The sequence below is a fragment of the Chitinophaga filiformis genome (assembly GCF_900102545.1).
Taxonomy (GTDB): Bacteria; Bacteroidota; Bacteroidia; order Chitinophagales; family Chitinophagaceae; genus Chitinophaga; species Chitinophaga filiformis.
Map to the genome: position 1 here is coordinate 567,559 of NZ_FNBN01000004.1, position 16,340 is coordinate 583,898.

General features: G+C 45.3%; 14 protein-coding genes. 7 read left to right on the forward strand and 7 right to left on the reverse strand.

Annotation, left to right across the window (positions count from 1 at the left end; translation table 11 throughout):
• Nucleotides 1-69: 69 nt before the first annotated feature.
• The 3 genes from BLR32_RS20155 to BLR32_RS20165 all read right to left on the reverse strand — a co-directional run bounded on the left by BLR32_RS20155 (nt 70) and on the right by BLR32_RS20165 (nt 3,202).
• The gene (locus tag BLR32_RS20155) at nt 70-1,620 is read right to left on the reverse strand and encodes an Rne/Rng family ribonuclease (protein ID WP_089834638.1); all 1,551 of its coding nucleotides are present in this window, start codon (nt 1,618-1,620) and stop codon (nt 70-72) included.
• A 434-nt stretch (nt 1,621-2,054) separates the two neighbouring features.
• The gene (locus tag BLR32_RS20160) at nt 2,055-2,891 is read right to left on the reverse strand and encodes a tetratricopeptide repeat protein (protein ID WP_089834639.1); all 837 of its coding nucleotides are present in this window, start codon (nt 2,889-2,891) and stop codon (nt 2,055-2,057) included.
• 23 nt (nt 2,892-2,914) lie between these two features.
• On the reverse strand, nt 2,915-3,202 hold the full coding sequence (locus BLR32_RS20165; RefSeq protein WP_073084475.1) for an HU family DNA-binding protein: 288 nt from the start codon (nt 3,200-3,202) through the stop codon (nt 2,915-2,917).
• Nucleotides 3,203-3,761: 559 nt separating this feature from the next.
• Here BLR32_RS20165 and mutY point away from each other — a divergent pair.
• From mutY to BLR32_RS20200, 7 genes are all read left to right on the forward strand, one after another.
• Entirely contained in the window at nt 3,762-4,826 is a 1,065-nt protein-coding gene (gene mutY, locus BLR32_RS20170) for an A/G-specific adenine glycosylase (RefSeq protein ID WP_089834640.1), read from the forward strand.
• 179 nt (nt 4,827-5,005) lie between these two features.
• Nucleotides 5,006-5,461: a single-stranded DNA-binding protein gene (locus BLR32_RS20175; protein WP_089834641.1), complete on the forward strand. Its 456-nt coding sequence runs from the start codon at nt 5,006-5,008 to the stop codon at nt 5,459-5,461.
• Between the two features lie 168 nt (nt 5,462-5,629).
• The gene (gldE, locus tag BLR32_RS20180) at nt 5,630-6,991 is read left to right on the forward strand and encodes a gliding motility-associated protein GldE (RefSeq protein ID WP_143011529.1); all 1,362 of its coding nucleotides are present in this window, start codon (nt 5,630-5,632) and stop codon (nt 6,989-6,991) included.
• A 29-nt stretch (nt 6,992-7,020) separates the two neighbouring features.
• Nucleotides 7,021-7,617, forward strand: a complete 597-nt coding sequence (gene gldD / locus BLR32_RS20185) for a gliding motility lipoprotein GldD (protein WP_089834643.1) — start codon at nt 7,021-7,023, stop codon at nt 7,615-7,617.
• A gap of 57 nt (nt 7,618-7,674) precedes the next feature.
• Nucleotides 7,675-8,286 (forward strand): DUF3109 family protein, encoded by a 612-nt coding sequence (locus BLR32_RS20190; protein WP_245705473.1) that lies wholly within the window; start codon nt 7,675-7,677, stop codon nt 8,284-8,286.
• Nucleotides 8,287-8,410: 124 nt separating this feature from the next.
• A complete protein-coding gene (locus tag BLR32_RS20195) occupies nt 8,411-9,787 on the forward strand; it encodes a LutB/LldF family L-lactate oxidation iron-sulfur protein (RefSeq protein WP_089834644.1) in 1,377 nt (458 codons plus the stop codon).
• Between the two features lie 12 nt (nt 9,788-9,799).
• A complete protein-coding gene (locus BLR32_RS20200; RefSeq protein WP_089834645.1) occupies nt 9,800-10,000 on the forward strand; it encodes a YqaE/Pmp3 family membrane protein in 201 nt (66 codons plus the stop codon).
• On the opposite strand, the gene BLR32_RS34635 is transcribed toward BLR32_RS20200, so the two are convergent.
• The 4 genes from BLR32_RS34635 to BLR32_RS20220 all read right to left on the reverse strand — a co-directional run bounded on the left by BLR32_RS34635 (nt 10,001) and on the right by BLR32_RS20220 (nt 15,619).
• The gene (locus BLR32_RS34635; protein WP_394331202.1) at nt 10,001-10,795 is read right to left on the reverse strand and encodes an energy transducer TonB; all 795 of its coding nucleotides are present in this window, start codon (nt 10,793-10,795) and stop codon (nt 10,001-10,003) included.
• Between the two features lie 532 nt (nt 10,796-11,327).
• A complete protein-coding gene (locus tag BLR32_RS20210; RefSeq protein WP_089834647.1) occupies nt 11,328-11,906 on the reverse strand; it encodes an RNA polymerase sigma factor in 579 nt (192 codons plus the stop codon).
• Nucleotides 11,907-11,995: 89 nt separating this feature from the next.
• On the reverse strand, nt 11,996-13,510 hold the full coding sequence (gene purH, locus BLR32_RS20215) for a bifunctional phosphoribosylaminoimidazolecarboxamide formyltransferase/IMP cyclohydrolase (protein WP_089834648.1): 1,515 nt from the start codon (nt 13,508-13,510) through the stop codon (nt 11,996-11,998).
• A 12-nt stretch (nt 13,511-13,522) separates the two neighbouring features.
• On the reverse strand, nt 13,523-15,619 hold the full coding sequence (locus tag BLR32_RS20220; protein WP_089834649.1) for a ComEC/Rec2 family competence protein: 2,097 nt from the start codon (nt 15,617-15,619) through the stop codon (nt 13,523-13,525).
• Nucleotides 15,620-16,340: the final 721 nt, after the last annotated feature.

Here is a 16,340-nt window from a genome sequence, read left to right on the forward strand (position 1 = left end):
GAAGGCACAAATGTAAAACGCTTAACACGATATTGTGTTAAGCGTTTTAGATAAAGCTTTAGGCTGGAATTATAATTTGATCTCTTCTTCGTTGGCGTCAAAGAAACGATATTCAGTGAGATGGTAGTTAGAGTCAGCTTTGACTTTGACCCATTTCTTATACTGGAAGTACCACTTCCACTGGCGGGAGGTCAGGAAGCCTTTGGCCAGGTAAGCATAAAATATCGGATGTACCCGGAGGGTAAGTCCCTTATGCTGGTGATTAATCAGGTATTGCAGGTTCTTTTCGACTTCGTCGATGATCAGAACGGAGGCGCCGATCTTGCCTGTACCGTGACAGGTAGGGCAATCTTCCGCCACTGAAATGGTCACTTCGGGTTTCACGCGCTGGCGGGTGATCTGCATCAGGCCGAATTTGGAGATAGGCAGGATGGTATGTTTGGCCCTGTCCTGTGCCATGAATTTCTCCATGGCTTCGTAGACTACCTTTTTATTCTCCGGCAACTTCATATCAATGAAGTCGATGATGATGATACCTCCCAGGTCGCGAAGCCTTAGTTGGCGGGCTATTTCTGCAGCAGCTTCCAGGTTGGATGCGAGGGCATTCTGTTCCTGGTTATTGCTGGAGCTTTTATAGCCGCTGTTGACGTCAATAACATGCAATGCTTCTGTGGCTTCTATGATCAGGTATACGCCGCTGTCCAGGTTGACGGTCTTCCCAAAGGAAGCTTTTACCTGGCGGGTCACGCCATAGTGATCAAAGATAGGAGCGCCGTTATGATAATGCTGAACAATGTCCTGCTTTTCGGGGGCTATCTTCTGGATATAGGCCCTCGTATCAGTGAACATGTTCCTGTCATTGATAACGATCTTGTTGAAGCTCTCGTTAAGAAGGTCACGCAGAATGCTGGTTGTTTTAGCCTGTTCACTCAGTATTTTCTGCGGGGGTTGTGCCGCGCGCAGGTTAGCCTGTATATTTTTCCAGGTTTCCACGAGTGTGGTCAGGTCCTCATGCAGTTCTGCCGTTTTCTTTCCTTCAGCCGCCGTACGGACAATCACACCGAAATTGGGTGTTTTGATGGCCTCTACGATTTTTTGCAACCTCTTTCTCTCTTCGGAAGAATGTATCTTTTTAGATACAGCAACAATGTCATTAAAGGGTGTTAACACGATAAATCTTCCGGGTAGAGAAATTTCGCAACTAAGACGGGGACCTTTAGAAGAAATAGGCTCTTTTAGTATCTGCACCAGGATGTTGGGCTTACCGCCCAGCACATCTGTGATCTTGCCGGTTTTTACGATTTCCGGCTCATTCTTAAACTTTGTAAAATCAAACCCCTCGGGGGTTTTATCTGAAATAGCCTGCTGGGTAAATTTTAGTATAGAACGTATATATGGGCTAAGATCAGTGTAATGTAAGAAGGCATCTTTTTCAAATCCTACATCGACAAAAGCCGCATTAAGGCCCGGGATCAACTTTTTCACCCGCCCCAGGTATAAATCCCCTACAGAAAAGTTGGGATTGCCGCTTTCGTGATGCAATTCCACCAATTTCTTATCTTCCAGCAACGCTATTTCCACACCAGTAGGTGCCGCATTTATAATAAGTTCCTTGTTCAAGCGTCCAAAATTTTAACCATTATAACTTCACCTTGAGTTATGCACGGCTATTTAACAACAGCTTACTGCATACCAGATTATAGCCGGCGAAACGCCAGCATACGTAGATGATGGATTGCTTAAGGGTTTAGCGATCAGCAGGTAATATCCGGAATTCTAAGCGGGATTTGTGGAAAAACCTGCATGACTTTAGCAATTTAACAATAATCGCCAAAATCATGCAGGATATATAAAAATTTTTGTCCGATCACCGCGCCGCAAATAAAACCTGATTAGTATAAATGGCGGGAAACAGGAGAAAATTATTTCTTATTCTTCTTATGCCGGTTCTTTCTCAGTCTTTTTTTACGTTTGTGAGTAGCAATCTTATGTCTTTTTCTTTTCTTACCGCAAGGCATACGCTAATAAGTTTTTAAATGTTTAAAAAATGAATATTATTTAATACTCTTGATATAATCATCCAATTGGGCTTTCAGTGAAGGATCCTTCACCAGCGCCTTACATTTCTCCGCCAGTTCAATTGCTTTTTTGAAATCGCCTTTGCCTTTATAGGCTTCTGCCAATACAAATAGTGCTTTAGCCTCTTCAGGATGTTTCTGAGTGAACGACTCCATCCTCTCTATGGCTTTATCAAACTGGTTTGACTGAATAGCAAGACTTGCCAATGTGATCTGAGCTTCTGCATTGTCAGGATTGGCTGCAACCACATCTCTGAGTTTCTGGACACCTACCATAGGCTCTGTATTCATATACAGAAGCGCCTGTTTTATTTTAAGGGAATCATTACCCGGATTAAGCGCTAACGCTTTATCCATCAGGCCAATGGCCTGTTTGGTCTCCCAGTTCATTACAGCAGGGTCCTCTGCGTGTTCCAGATGTTCTAAAAATAAATTGGCTGCAAAGGTGAGGCTTTTTTCGGAATTTTCCAACTTGGCGGATTCGCCAAGGTAATACGCAGCTATGGGAAGTTGGTTAAGGCTATCCCAGGAGGCATATAATTGTTTGTAAGCGGCTATCTGCTGGTTCTTAACATCACCCCGGACAATGTTCTCCAGGCGGGCAATAGAAATTAATTTGTCAGCTGGGACCTTTTGCTTGGCGGAAGCAAGCAAATCGTCGATGGCAATAGATTTCACCTCCTGACCCTCATGTAAATGAGCGGCAGTTGGCATCGCTTTTTTATCCGAATGAGGTACGGTGCGGCCAAACGCTACCAATACGACAAGTACTGTAGCTGCGGCACCGACCAGGAGAATTTGTGATTTTTGCACGCCTTAATTATTAGGCTGCAAAATTACGAACTTTTAAGCTTCTTTACTTCTGCAACGAATTCTTTAGAAGGCTTAAAGGCTGGAATGAAATGCTCCGGAATCTCAACGGCAACGTTTTTCTTAATGTTGCGGCCAATTTTAGCAGCTCTCTTTTTTGTAATGAAGCTACCAAAGCCCCTTATATAGATATGCTCGCCATTAGCCAACGCTTCCTTGACCTCCTTAAACATGGCCTCTAGTGTTACTAACACATCTACTTTAGGTATGCCGGTTTTTTCAGCAATATTGTTAATTAAGTCAGCTTTTCTCATAATTGAAGCGAAGGATTACTTGTCCCAAAATTATTTATTTTTTTTAATTGCTGAATTTTAAGCAAATAAATTTAATCTTTTTTTCTTATACCAAGGTTTTGTATAATATATCTAACTGTAAATCACCTAGTAAGATCTCTAACTCTGATAACGGGTAACCGGAAAAAGCGGGGAAGTCCATGCTCTAAACCAGTACAAGTACACTTCCATTAGGGTAATCACAATATTTCACTAAACCACTCATTAACGAATATACAAAAAATAATATTCATTTAGTCTTTTTTTTCTTCACTTAACGAAAAAAGAGTCGTCGGGATCAGGCACTAACAAATAAAAGGTCTTTGCCTATTATAACGCATTTTCCGGCATATTCGTCTATCGATCAACAAGTTCTGCTAAACATCGCTGCAAAATTATTACAGCTGAATATTATCAAAAATAAATCTAATGCAATCCCGCATTTTTTCCAATAGTGTTGTTACCACAATTTTCCCCTCCCGGATACTCATAAAAATGTATTACAACTGCGCATTTCATTGATCCCTTTATATTTGCAGAAATGAAGCAGTTTTTTACGAACACCTTGCTGGAGTGGAACAAACATGAGAACACCCGCTCTATGCCATGGAAAGGTGAGAAAGACCCCTACCGGATATGGCTGTCTGAAATTATTCTCCAACAAACGCGTGTAGAACAGGGATGGGCTTATTATGAGCGGTTCATACTGAACTACCCGACAGTACAGGAACTGGCGGCCGCGCCGGAAGAAGCGGTATTCCGCCTGTGGCAGGGACTCGGTTACTATGCCCGCTGTAAAAATATGCTGGCTGCTGCCAGACAGATCGTATCGGCGTACCACGGTCACTTTCCCAATACATATGAAAGCATACAATCGCTCAAAGGTATTGGCCCTTATACGGCTGCGGCCATTGCTTCCTTTGCGTATAATCTGCCCCATGCTGTTCTGGACGGTAACGTATTCCGTGTACTGTCCCGCTTCTTTGATATAGATACACCAATAGACAGTACCGCAGGTAAAAAACAATTCGCCGAACTGGCTCAGGAGTTACTGCCTCACGGACAGTCGGCTTCGTATAACCAGTCCATTATGGACTTTGGTGCTGTAGTATGTAAGCCTCAGCAACCTGCCTGCAGTACCTGTCCCCTGGCCGGCAAATGCAAAGCCTTCCAGCTGGGACTTACCGGATTACTGCCTGTTAAGACAAAGAAGCTGGTTATTAAAAAGCGTTTCTTCTATTACATTGTGTTACAGTATAAAGACCAGGTTTACATTCGCAAACGCATAGAAAACGATATCTGGCAGAACCTTCACGAGTTCATTCTCATAGAAACTCCCGGTCCGGAAGACGTAACAGCGTTACAGTCTTCAGCTGCTTTTAAAGACGTTATGAAAGATATACGTTACAACATGGATGCGGTTTCCGGGACATTTAAACAGCAGCTTACACACCAGACAATCCATAGCCAATTCCTCATGCTATCAGTCAACAAAAGGCCTGAAATGCCCGGCTACATGGCCATTCCACGGAATCAACTGGATCATTACGCCTTTCCAAAAACCATCACTGACTTCCTCAGTAACAGGGAACTTACCCTATTCTGATACGAAAACTGACTGTTTACCAACAGCGCCCAACTTGCTGCGGCAAGGTATTTGAGCTAAACTATACGTTAAATTTTTCACTGTCGATTTGAAAAAAACATTAACTTTAGAAAGGTTGTTCATTTAAAAGAAGCGTATATTTTCAATAGTTTAAAATCAATAGATTAAAACCTGCAACAATGAGAGGTGTTAATAAAGTAATCCTGATTGGCAACTTGGGTAGAGATCCAGACGTACAGTTCTTAGAAGGTAATATTGCTGTAGCCAAATTCTCTCTGGCAACGACAGAAACATTCAAAGACCGGGCTGGCAAGCTAATATCCCAAACAGAATGGCATACGGTAGTATTATGGCGCGGACTGGCTGAACTGGCCCAAAAGTACCTGCACAAAGGAAGTCTCGTTTATATAGAAGGACGCCTCCGTACCCGCAGCTGGGAAGACAAAGAGGGTAATAAGAAATTTGCCACTGAGGTGGTGGGCGATAATCTGGTTATGCTGGACAAACGTATGGACCTGAACAACTCTGAACACGCCATACATCATAGCAATACAGGTAGTAACACTGGTGACAATTTCCCCAATATGGAAATCCCCCCCCAATTAAACGATACAGCGGACGATCTTCCTTTTTAACTATCCGATAAAAAATATTAATTCTTTTTTGCTTGATAATCCCTTTATGGGACATTACTTATATTTGCATATAGGGAAAGCGATTCAATTTAAGACCTGAATTACTTTCCCATTTTTTTGGAACTTACTTTGCTATACGCAGGGAGTTCTAATATTTATCACTCAAAGTTGAACAATTTGTACACCTATCCGGCAAGCATTCTATCTGGTAAGCTTACCCTGTTGCAAGCAGCGGCGCCAATCGCCACTCCGAACGTGGTTATTTATCTGCTTGTGATATTCATACTCCTACTCATGGCGTTCATTGTTTCCGGTGCTGAAGTGGCGTTCTTTTCCCTGAACTATAAAGATCTGAATGCCCTGAAAACGAGACAGAATACCAGTGGTAAGCTGATTACCAAACTCCTGGAAAAGCCCCGCTCCCTGCTGGCCTCCCTCCAGATAGCTGGCATCCTCCTATCCCTGGCGTTTATTATGGTTACCAGCTACCTCATCACCCAGATGGAAGATCTTCAGACCTTCCCTGTAGTGTCTCTGGTAGTACGTATAGCCATTATCATTTTTGTGCTGCTCTTCTTTGGCCAGGTGCTTCCCCGCGTATGGGCAGCCCAGAACAATATCCGTTTCGCTACCTACTTTGCCTGGTTTGTTAGCATTGTACATGCTACCCTGGAACCGGTAAGCGATTTCTATGTAAGCCTCAGCGAAAGCATAGAAGCCCGCTTCTTTCACAGAGGCAGCGGCGCGGTGAACTACCAGGAGATAGACGAGGCCATTGAAATGAGCGTAGATCCTACCGCTTCCCAGGAAGAAAAGAATATTCTGAAAGGCATCCTCAAATTTGGCAATATCACCGTTAAACAGATCATGCATACCCGCCTGGATGTATCAGGTATTGAGTATGAAGATCCCTTTGACATTGTCGTAAAAAGGGTGGCTGACCTCCATTATTCCCGTCTTCCGGTATACAAAGGCAACCTCGATAACATCGTGGGTGTAATCCATACCAAAGACCTCCTGCCCCACCTCGATAAAGGCAAAAACTTTGACTGGCATACCGTTATGCGGCAGCCTTTCTTTGTACATGGCCATAAACTGATCGAAGACCTGCTGTCTGAATTCCAGACCCGGCGTATGCATTTTGCGGTTGTCGTGGACGAATTCGGGGGTACCTCCGGTATTGTTACCCTGGAGGATATCGTGGAAGAGGTGATCGGCGATATCAAAGACGAATTTGACGAAGAAGAATTCAACTACAGTAAAGTAGACAACTATACCTACGTATTTGAAGGCAAGACCATGCTCAATGACGTCTGCCGTATTATGAATATCGCTCCGGATACCTTCGAGGTAGTAAAGGGCGAAAGCGACTCTATCGGAGGCCTGATCCTGGAACTGGCAGGTAAATTCCCTGAGGAGAACAGCGTAATATCCCACGACGACTACGATTTCACCGTACTGGAAGTAAGCAAGATGCGTATCCAGAAGGTACAGGTGACGATCAGGCAGAATGTGGAAGACGAGAACTAGTGCAGGACTTTTAATTACAAGAAGCTACTATGAAATTAACCGGGAATACTCTTTGTCTGCTGTTGCTGCTGGCCTTTTCCGCCTGTCAGCAAAACTATACACCCAAGCCGCGCGGCTACTTCCAGATCAACTTTCCTAAGCGGGAATACCGCCTGTTTGACGTTCCCGGCTATCCATACACCTTCGAGTATCCTGTCTATGCCTCTGTCGTGAAAGACAGTCTCTTTTTCGGCGAGAAAACCGAAAATCCCTACTGGATCAATGTGGAGTTTCCATCCCTGAATGGCAAGATCTATATGAGCTATAAAGAGATTGGCAAAGGCGGAAAGAACGATTTCCAGCAGCTGGTGAACGACGCCTTCAAAATGACCTATAAACACACCTATAAGGCTGAATATATCGAAGAAAAGGCTATCAACACCCCTTTCCACGTAACGGGCCAGTTCTACGACGTAGGCGGTAATGCTGCCTCTGCCAAGCAATTCTACGCTACCGACTCCACCAAACACTTCCTCAGGGGCGCCCTTTACTTTGATGCCACCCCCAATGCTGACTCCCTTGCTCCGGTACAGCAGTTCCTGCAGCAGGACATGTGGCACATGGTGGAAACATTGAAGTGGAGGTAGGCCATTTACAATTTTTGTACCTTTGCGCCTTTAAAGGAGTACCGGCCAGGGATGCTCATGCCAACACATCCGGCTGCCGGCCATGGTTTTTATATGATCATCATTGACGACAAGTACATCAGCGACGAATTAATTGAGGAAAAGTTCGTCTGCAACCTCGGAGCCTGTAAAGGCGCCTGTTGCGTTGCAGGTGATTGCGGGGCGCCGCTGGATAAGGAGGAAGTAAAGATCCTGAAGAAGATATATCCGAAGATCAAGTCTTACCTGCGTCCCGATGGCATCGCTGAAATAGAGCAAACAGGCACAAATACCATAGACGATGAATATGGTTACGTTACGCCTATTGTAAATAAAGGCATCTGCGCCTACGCCACTATCGACTCCCACGGTATTGTGGGCTGCGGCATTGAAAAGGCATTTAACGATGGTGTAATTGACTACAAGAAGCCCATCTCCTGCCACCTCTACCCTATCAGGGTAAAGAAATACGAGTCTTTTGAGGCATTGAACTACGACCGCTGGGATGTGTGCAAACCCGCCTGTAAGAACGGTAGAAGCCTGCGTGTGCCGGTATACCGCTTCCTGCGTGATGCACTGATCCGGAAGTACGGAGAGGAATTCTACCAGGTGCTGGACAAGATCGCCACAAAACAGTATAAGGCGGAATGACAGTCCCTGCTGATGCTATGCCTTCATTTCCCTATCTTTACCACTACTAATTGTTGTTTAATCATACCGGGCTCCAGTAAACCGGTATGGGTTTTGTAATTCCGAATCAGCAATCCGACAACTTATGCATCAGAATGCCTCCACTTTTCTTGAAAATAGTGAGAAGAAAGCGACAAACCTCAGTCATCGCCAGACGATCAATTATAACATTGGTAAGTACAATACGGCTGTCAAGGCCGGGAAACAACAGTTTGCCGATCTGAATACTGCGCGTGAAAGAGCGAAGAACATCAAGTGGAGAGCACTGGAGAATCTGGATAAACACCTGGAAGAATTTGAGACCCACTTCACCCGCCGCGGCGGCAAAGTGATCTGGGCAGAGAATGCTCAACAGGTACTGGACGAGATCCTGGCTATCTGTGAGGCCAAACAGTGCAAAAGTATTGTGAAGAGCAAGTCTATGGCTACGGAAGAAGTACACCTGAACCACTTCCTGGCAGAACATAACATCGCATGCGTAGAAACGGATCTGGGCGAATATATCCAGCAGCTGGATAATGAGCCGCCCTATCATATCGTTACACCGGCCATGCATAAAAGCAAGGAGGATGTAGCCAGGCTGTTTGCCGACAAACTGGGCACTCCACCCAACCTCACTCCCCAGGAACTGACCATGGTAGCCCGTGAAAAGCTGCGGCAGCGATACCTGGAAGCGGAGATAGGTATTACAGGCGCCAACTTTATCATTGCAGATATTGGCGGTGTAGCAGTGACGGAGAATGAAGGTAACGCACGACTCAGCACAGCATTTCCTAAGACACATATCGTACTCGTAGGCATTGAAAAGATGCTGCCTTCCATCAATGATCTGGCGTTGTTCTGGCCACTACTGGCCACCTATGGCACTGGTCAGCAGGTAACGGTATATAATTCCATCTTCAGTGGCCCCCGCCAGGAAAATGAGATTGACGGTCCGGAAGAGATGTATGTGATCCTGATGGATAACGGCCGTACCAACATACTGGAAGACACGGAAGCCCGGGAAAGTCTCTATTGCATCCGCTGTGGCTCCTGCCTGAATGCCTGCCCTGTTTACAAAAATATAGGCGGCCATAGCTATGGCACTACTTACAGCGGCCCCATTGGCTCTGTTATCACCCCCCATTTGCAGGGAATGGACAACTTTATGCACCTCAGCTATGCCTCTTCTCTTTGCGGTAACTGTACAGAGGTATGTCCTGTAAGGATCAATATTCACGAATTACTGCTCCATAATCGCCATAAAGCTGTTGAGGAGAACTATACCTCAGGCGGCGAAAAAATGTCCTGGTTTGGCTGGAAACAGGCAAGTCTGAGCCGCAGGATGATGAACCTGGTGGGCGGCAACACCAAGAATCTTTTCATGAAGAAGTTCTTTGCCAAGGCATGGGGAGATAACAGGGAACTACCTGTCTTTGCGCCAAAATCATTCAACCAGCTATGGAAAGAGAGAAAAAAATAGTATCTTTTTAATATGACACTTATCGCTATACTGTTACCCTGGCTTTCTTTTATTCTCAGAGGAAGAATACTTACAGGGTTGCTATGCCTGCTATTACAAATCACGCTGATCGGCTGGATACCTGCAGCTATCTGGGCATGTATATCATTACAGAACGCCCGGGAAGACAGAAGGACAAAGCGATTGATCAGGGCGATGAAGGAAAGCAAATAATTATCTAGGGGCAAAGTGCACATCTATCTGCACGCGGGTAGCTCTTCCATCGGAAGCGGGTTTCCATTCCGGGCCTTCCTTTACAAGCCTCAATGCTTCTGCATCGCAGTCCGGCTGTAATCTTCTTGTTATTTTGATGTCTTCCAGTGTGCCATCAGGCATAACGCGGACGGACACTCTTACCCTTCCTGTTATATTTGCAGCAGCTGCTGATGCCGGATAATGTACATTTTTAGCCAGGTATTCCCTGTACTGCTCATAACCATTTACAGGTGTTGGAAGCTGATAGACGTTCTCTTGCTGATTCCTGTAAACGCCTTTTTTTCTGACACCGTAACCGCTTACAACCACATCTGCCAGTGCATTTTCCTGTTCTTTCAGTATGATATCAAGGTTATTATCCGACCGGCTTACGTCAAGCTTCTTTGAATTGAAGCCAACAGCAGCTACCAGCAGTTTTACATCTTTTGTAGTATCAGCTACGCGGATAGAAAAGTTTCCTTCATTATCTGTCAGCGCGCCTTTATCAGTGCCCTCAACTCTAACAGTGACGCCCGGCATTCCTTCATTATCTGAGGCTTTTACCTTTCCCTGGATCAGGCGGGTTGTCATTGCCGGCGCTGCGGGAGCAGGGGCTGCGGCAACCGGATTTCTGCCAGCCATTTCTTCAGCTGTTGCTTTATATGCAGGAGCCATGGCTACTCCCGCCATCCTTCCATCAAGGCTATCGGTAAGAGAAGGCGCTGCTGCCAATGGCGGCCTGATAGAGTCTTCCCTTTTCATTATATCAGCCATGGTTTGTTCAGCCGCAAGTGCGTTACCTGTTCTCATATCCTTGGCGGCCAGCAAAGCGGTATCCGACGGGATTGATATGGCAAGCGGCTTCTCGGGGGTAGGTTTTCCCCATGCTACCGGCTCTTCCCGGTTATAATACTGTAATGTATCTGTAATAGAACTATCAGAAACCATCGCACGCTGAGAAGCTACAAAACCGTCTTTTGCATCTCTGTTCTGTATAAACCAGAGTAAGCCGGTACCAATTACCAACAGCACTCCTGCAGCGGCCAGCAAGCGGTAATTGAGCACAAATACTCCTCCTTTCTTTTCTTCCTTACCCTGCACTCTTCTTTCAAGACGCCTGTTAAGATCAGCCAGATGAACTCTCTGGTCAGGTTTGCGTTCAGCAAAACCCTCCAACGCGTCAGCCAGGAACGGATCGTCCAGGGCCTGTTTCTCCAGGGCATGCATCGCCTTGTTATCCAGCTCTCCTGCCAGATATCGGCGGATCAGCTCCGGATCCACGTGATGGTTCATATGATTGTGCGCGTCAGGCATCTTGTTGTTCCATACAAATTTTCAGGTTTCGCTTACCGTTCTGAATATAGCTCTTCACTTTCTTCATATCATATCCTGTAATATCCGCTACTTCACGATAGCTTTTTTCCTTGAGGTAAAACAGGTCAACACTGCGCTTTTGCTCCTCAGGCAAAGTTTCCAGGCATTTTTCCATACCCTGCAGATGCATTTCTATGTTTACTCCGTTCTCATGATGTGCAAAAGAGTCGTTTTCCATAACGGGGAGTCCTTCGAGGGAAATTTCCCTTCCCTCCCTGTTTTTCATGGAACGCAATTTCATGAGACAATGATTCCTGGTGAGTACATGCAGCCAGCTCTTAAAGTTCTGAACCTCATGCTGATGCAATTTGACGATCAGCTCCTCGAAGATCTGCATCACAGCATCTTTACTTGCCTCTTCATCAAAGTAACGCAGACATACACCATATACCAGGTTCATGTAGCGTTGGTATAACGCCGCCAGATAATCCAGCTGACCGGAGCGTTTGAACTCCTGTATCAATACTGCATCATCCGCATCCTTCATGATATTCTGGTGTAAAAATGCCATAGCTTAGATGAACAATAGTAAAGAATTTTTAGCAAAAAAGCACTGGCGTGTTGCCAGTGCTTTTTAATATGCTTTATAGCCGGAAAGGCCTAGTGTCTGAAGTGACGGGTACCAGTCGTCACCATTACCATACCGTTCTGCTTACAGAATTCTATTGAATCATTATCCCTTACAGAACCACCTGGCTGGATCACAGATGTGATACCTTCCTCATGAGCAATACGCACACAGTCATCAAATGGGAAGAACGCGTCGGAAGCCATAGCAGCGCCTTTCAGATCAAAGCTGAACTGGGCGGCCTTAGCGATGGCATGACGTAAAGAGTCAATACGGGAAGTCTGACCACAACCTTTGCCAATGAGCTGTTTATCTTTCACCAAAGCAATAGCGTTGGATTTCAGATGTTTACATACCAGGTTAGCAAATTCAAGATCTGCCTTTTCAGCAGGAGTAGATGGTCTTGCACCTACTTCGTTCCATTCCTGGAAATTGCCCTTATCATTTTCCTGCAGCAGTACGCCGTTCAGGACATTTTTGTATACGTAAGGTGCCTTCACCGGTTGCAGTTGCTGCAACAGGATACGGTTCTTTTTCGCCTGCAGTACAGTCAGCGCATCAGCATCAAAGCCCGGCGCGATCAGTATTTCGAAGAAGATCTCGCTGATGGATTCAGCAGTAGCTTTATCAATTACTACATTGGTTACCAATACACCACCGAATGCGCTCTCCTTATCGCCGGCCAGTGCAGCATCCCATGCAGCCTTCAAGGTAGGGCGACTGGCGATACCACATACGTTGGTATGTTTGATCACAGCAAAAGTGGTTTCTGTAAATTCCTGGATCAGCTGGCAGGCAGCATCAACATCCACGAGGTTGTTGTAAGACAGTTCCTTACCGTGCAGTTTGTTGAAGATCTCAGACAGGTTACCGTAGAATACTCCTCTTTGATGAGGATTTTCTCCGTAACGCATTACCTGACCCTGCGGAGCAGATACCTGGAAGTATGCAGCAGGCTCATTGTTCAGGAAGTACTGTGAAATAGCTACGTCGTAGTTAGCGCATACTTCAAATGCCTTTGCCGCAAATGACCTGCGTTCTTCTATGCTGGTAGCGCCACCATTGTCGGTCAGCACTTTCTCAAGGTCAGCATACTGATCTTTGGAAGCAACGATCACTACATCTTTGTAGTTCTTGCCTGCCGCCCTGATCAGGGATACACCGCCGATGTCTATTTTTTCGATAATTGTTTGTTCTTCTTTGGTGCTCTTCACTGTTTCCTCAAACGGATACAGGTCTACAATCACCAGGTCCAGCTCAGGAATAGCATACTGTTGCAGTTGCTCAAGGTCCTGTGGATTCTCACGACGAGCCAGAATGCCTCCGAATATTTTAGGATGCAGGGTCTTTACACGTCCGCCCAGAATAGATGGATACGCTGTCAACTCTTCCACTGCTACACACTTCACTCCCAGGTCTTCAATGAATTTCTGGGTGCCGCCAGTTGAATAAATAGTTACTCCCTGTTCACCTAACTTTTTTACAATGTTCTCCAGGTTATCTTTATAGAAAACGGAGATCAATGCTGATTTAATTTGCTTTTGCATGTATGGAAATCATTAGAAATTTACAACATAGGCTCCCTGATCCGGAACCGAAAAGAAGCGCAAAGTTAGCATGTAACAATCACTTTTCCACTGTTGAATGTTCCGCAGCCTGCTGGAAGCATCAAAAATATAGCAGCCTACGTCAAACATCTGCTCCAATTGTCTGATATCCACCTGTGGATTATGTGATAGTAAAAGATAATCTGTCCGGAACTTTTTCTGCGGCATGATCCGGGGAAGAGCACTGTCTACGATCACCAGCCGTTTTTGCCCCAGCGAGAGGATCTGTAAGCCGGCAAATGCAGGACCGCTAATGCCACTGTCGATATTCAATTGCTGCTTTATCCCATACAGCACATGTGCGGGTCGTAAATAGCGATTGTATAATGAATCACTTCTCATCACATCTCTGTCGCCCGCAGTAGCTACCTGGTGTTTCTGAATAACCTCCACACATGTATGTCCCGGGATATTATAAACAACCATTTTATGCTGATACTGTTCATTTATGTGCGATAACATCAGGGATATACTCCAAAGAGCAAGACCTGTCAGCGCCACCAGCAGTCCCTGTCGCCATTGATGCAGCCACCAGATGAGCAGGCCGGCTATACAGCTATACAGGCAGATCATGCCGAGGGGATGCATATTGATATCTGTGATCAAAGCGCCGGGTAAATGCCCTATCCGGCTAACCACGCGGTTCATCCATTGCATCAGTATCTGCAAGGCATACCCGGTACCATTTGCCAGCACAGGCACGCCGCCTACTATCAGCAACAGGATCTCACCATAGAGTACAATGGTCGACAAAGGCACGGTCAGCATATTTGCAGGAAGAAAGAAAACGGGAAACTGATGGAAGTAATAGAGACAGACCGGCAAAGTCAGTACCTGTGCGGCTAATGTCAGCGCTGTCATATCCCACAACTTATCCAGCCATCTACGACTGCTCTGGAACAAATAATAGGTATGCCGGTAGCAGATCACGATACTTAATACTGCCAGATAAGATAGCTGAAACCCCACATCCATGAGCAATCGTGGTTCATAACACAGCAACAGAAAAGCCGACGCAGCCAGCGTGTTATATATGTTTGTATAGCGGTCCAGCATAAACTTTCCAACAGTAATGAAAGTAAACATCACGGTTGCACGTAGTACGGATGCTGCACCACCTGTCAATAAAGTAAACGCCCATAACAACAGGATGATAAGGCATCCTTTGAGCCCTTCTGAAAAGCGATGTTTAGGCCACCAGCATAGTATCCATAGTAGCCCGCCGTAAATCAGCGCCAGGTGCATTCCAGAAATAGCGATGATATGCACAATACCAGTGTTGGTGTAATCCTGTACCATTTCCCTGTCCAGGTCATAACGGTAGCCGATTAGTAAAGCGGCAGCCAGACCGGCTTCCCGGCCGCCTATATATTGTTGTAGTGTATGCAGGCAATATTGCCGGCATTGGAATATCACTTGCAGGATAGGATTTTCCTCTTTTCCCGGCAGCCGTCTCCACCCACCTGATCGCAGGAATGCCTGCCTGTATATCTGCTGATTTGAACAATAGCGGCGGTAGTCAAATGCCCCGGGATTACCGCTGTGCTGCACGGGTGTCGTCTGCGAGGGTATCAGTAAGCGGTCGCCCTCCTGCAAAGTTCCAGCCGCGCTGTCTTTACTTAGGTATACTAACAATCTGCCACTTGCCCGTATGCTCCTATTATCACGTATGATATGACGCACGTTAACAACTGTTTTATACGACCGTGCTTTCTGCTGGATAGGCTCCCCTACTGTTGCTATCAGCAGGTCTGTGGGTCTTAGCAGGGTATCAAAATAACTGCTGCTCCGGCGGATATCTGACTGATATACCAGCAAACTTCCACTGCAAACAATCAGCAGTTGCAGTACGATACCACGCAGCCAATCGTACTGAAAGCGGAAACGAAAAGGCAGTTTTTGGAAGACAAATAAGGTCACTCCCAGCAAACCCGCTGCAGTAAAAACTATCAGCGGATTAAACGGCATATATAACTGTACTGATATACCGGCGGATAAGGATAAAATCAGGCGCAGAAATGGCGCACGTTTAAGAAAGGCTACAAACATGACAACTAAATATGGTTAACTAATTCAAGTAATGAAAGTAAGCTTTTCACACATGAAATATGTTTTTAAGGTATGATAAATATCCACCCGCTTGATAAGTTTATGGGGCAAAAAATATTTTTAAAATAGGACGCATTTTACATATTCATAAAATCTGATAATTATTAAATAATTGTTTTTCAATATAGTTGCAAATTACACATTTCCACATCTGTTATTGATTAGTTAACATCTTTTTAATATTTAATATTTATAGTAAACTGCATTACCGGTCACGCTATTTATACACATAAATAGTCGTGTCTTTAATGGTTATTTTGAGGGAAAAGAAAGAGCCTGATCTTCATCAGGCTCTGATTATTTTAAGACCTTCCAATACTTCTTCAAGGCAATTATCTACTCAGGCTAAGAGCTCCCAGGATTTAGATTCTGCCGTTTTCAATTGCAACAACGCATGTCGGATATATACCGGACGTATTTTTCCGGGGGATGTTTGATATATTAATTCCCGGGGTTGCCTCGACGTTTCCGTCCACGAGGTTGCACCCCGCGTTTTTCGTCCCCGGAGTTGCACCCCGGGCTACAAACAATGGGACTCCTACCGGAGTCCTATTATAGTTTGTTGATGACGTTTGACGTAAAGATTCGGTGCGACTATACTACACCTATAATGCATTTCTATAACGTTTCCCGTTCCCGGGGTTGCCACCCCGCGTTTTTC

What these genes read in the sequence shown, in the direction of transcription:
- BLR32_RS20165 (WP_073084475.1), bottom strand. Translation starts at nt 3,202, where the DNA reads ATGAGAAAAGCTGACTTAATTAACAATATTGCTGAAAAAACCGGCATA.
- mutY (WP_089834640.1), top strand. Translation starts at nt 3,762, where the DNA reads ATGAAGCAGTTTTTTACGAACACCTTGCTGGAGTGGAACAAACATGAG.
- BLR32_RS20175 (WP_089834641.1), top strand. Translation starts at nt 5,006, where the DNA reads ATGAGAGGTGTTAATAAAGTAATCCTGATTGGCAACTTGGGTAGAGAT.
- gldD (WP_089834643.1), top strand. Translation starts at nt 7,021, where the DNA reads ATGAAATTAACCGGGAATACTCTTTGTCTGCTGTTGCTGCTGGCCTTT.
- BLR32_RS20190 (WP_245705473.1), top strand. Translation starts at nt 7,675, where the DNA reads ATGCCAACACATCCGGCTGCCGGCCATGGTTTTTATATGATCATCATT.
- BLR32_RS20195 (WP_089834644.1), top strand. Translation starts at nt 8,411, where the DNA reads ATGCATCAGAATGCCTCCACTTTTCTTGAAAATAGTGAGAAGAAAGCG.
- BLR32_RS20200 (WP_089834645.1), top strand. Translation starts at nt 9,800, where the DNA reads ATGACACTTATCGCTATACTGTTACCCTGGCTTTCTTTTATTCTCAGA.
- BLR32_RS34635 (WP_394331202.1), bottom strand. Translation starts at nt 10,795, where the DNA reads ATGGCTGATATAATGAAAAGGGAAGACTCTATCAGGCCGCCATTGGCA.
- BLR32_RS20210 (WP_089834647.1), bottom strand. Translation starts at nt 11,906, where the DNA reads ATGGCATTTTTACACCAGAATATCATGAAGGATGCGGATGATGCAGTA.
- purH (WP_089834648.1), bottom strand. Translation starts at nt 13,510, where the DNA reads ATGCAAAAGCAAATTAAATCAGCATTGATCTCCGTTTTCTATAAAGAT.
- BLR32_RS20220 (WP_089834649.1), bottom strand. Translation starts at nt 15,619, where the DNA reads ATGTTTGTAGCCTTTCTTAAACGTGCGCCATTTCTGCGCCTGATTTTA.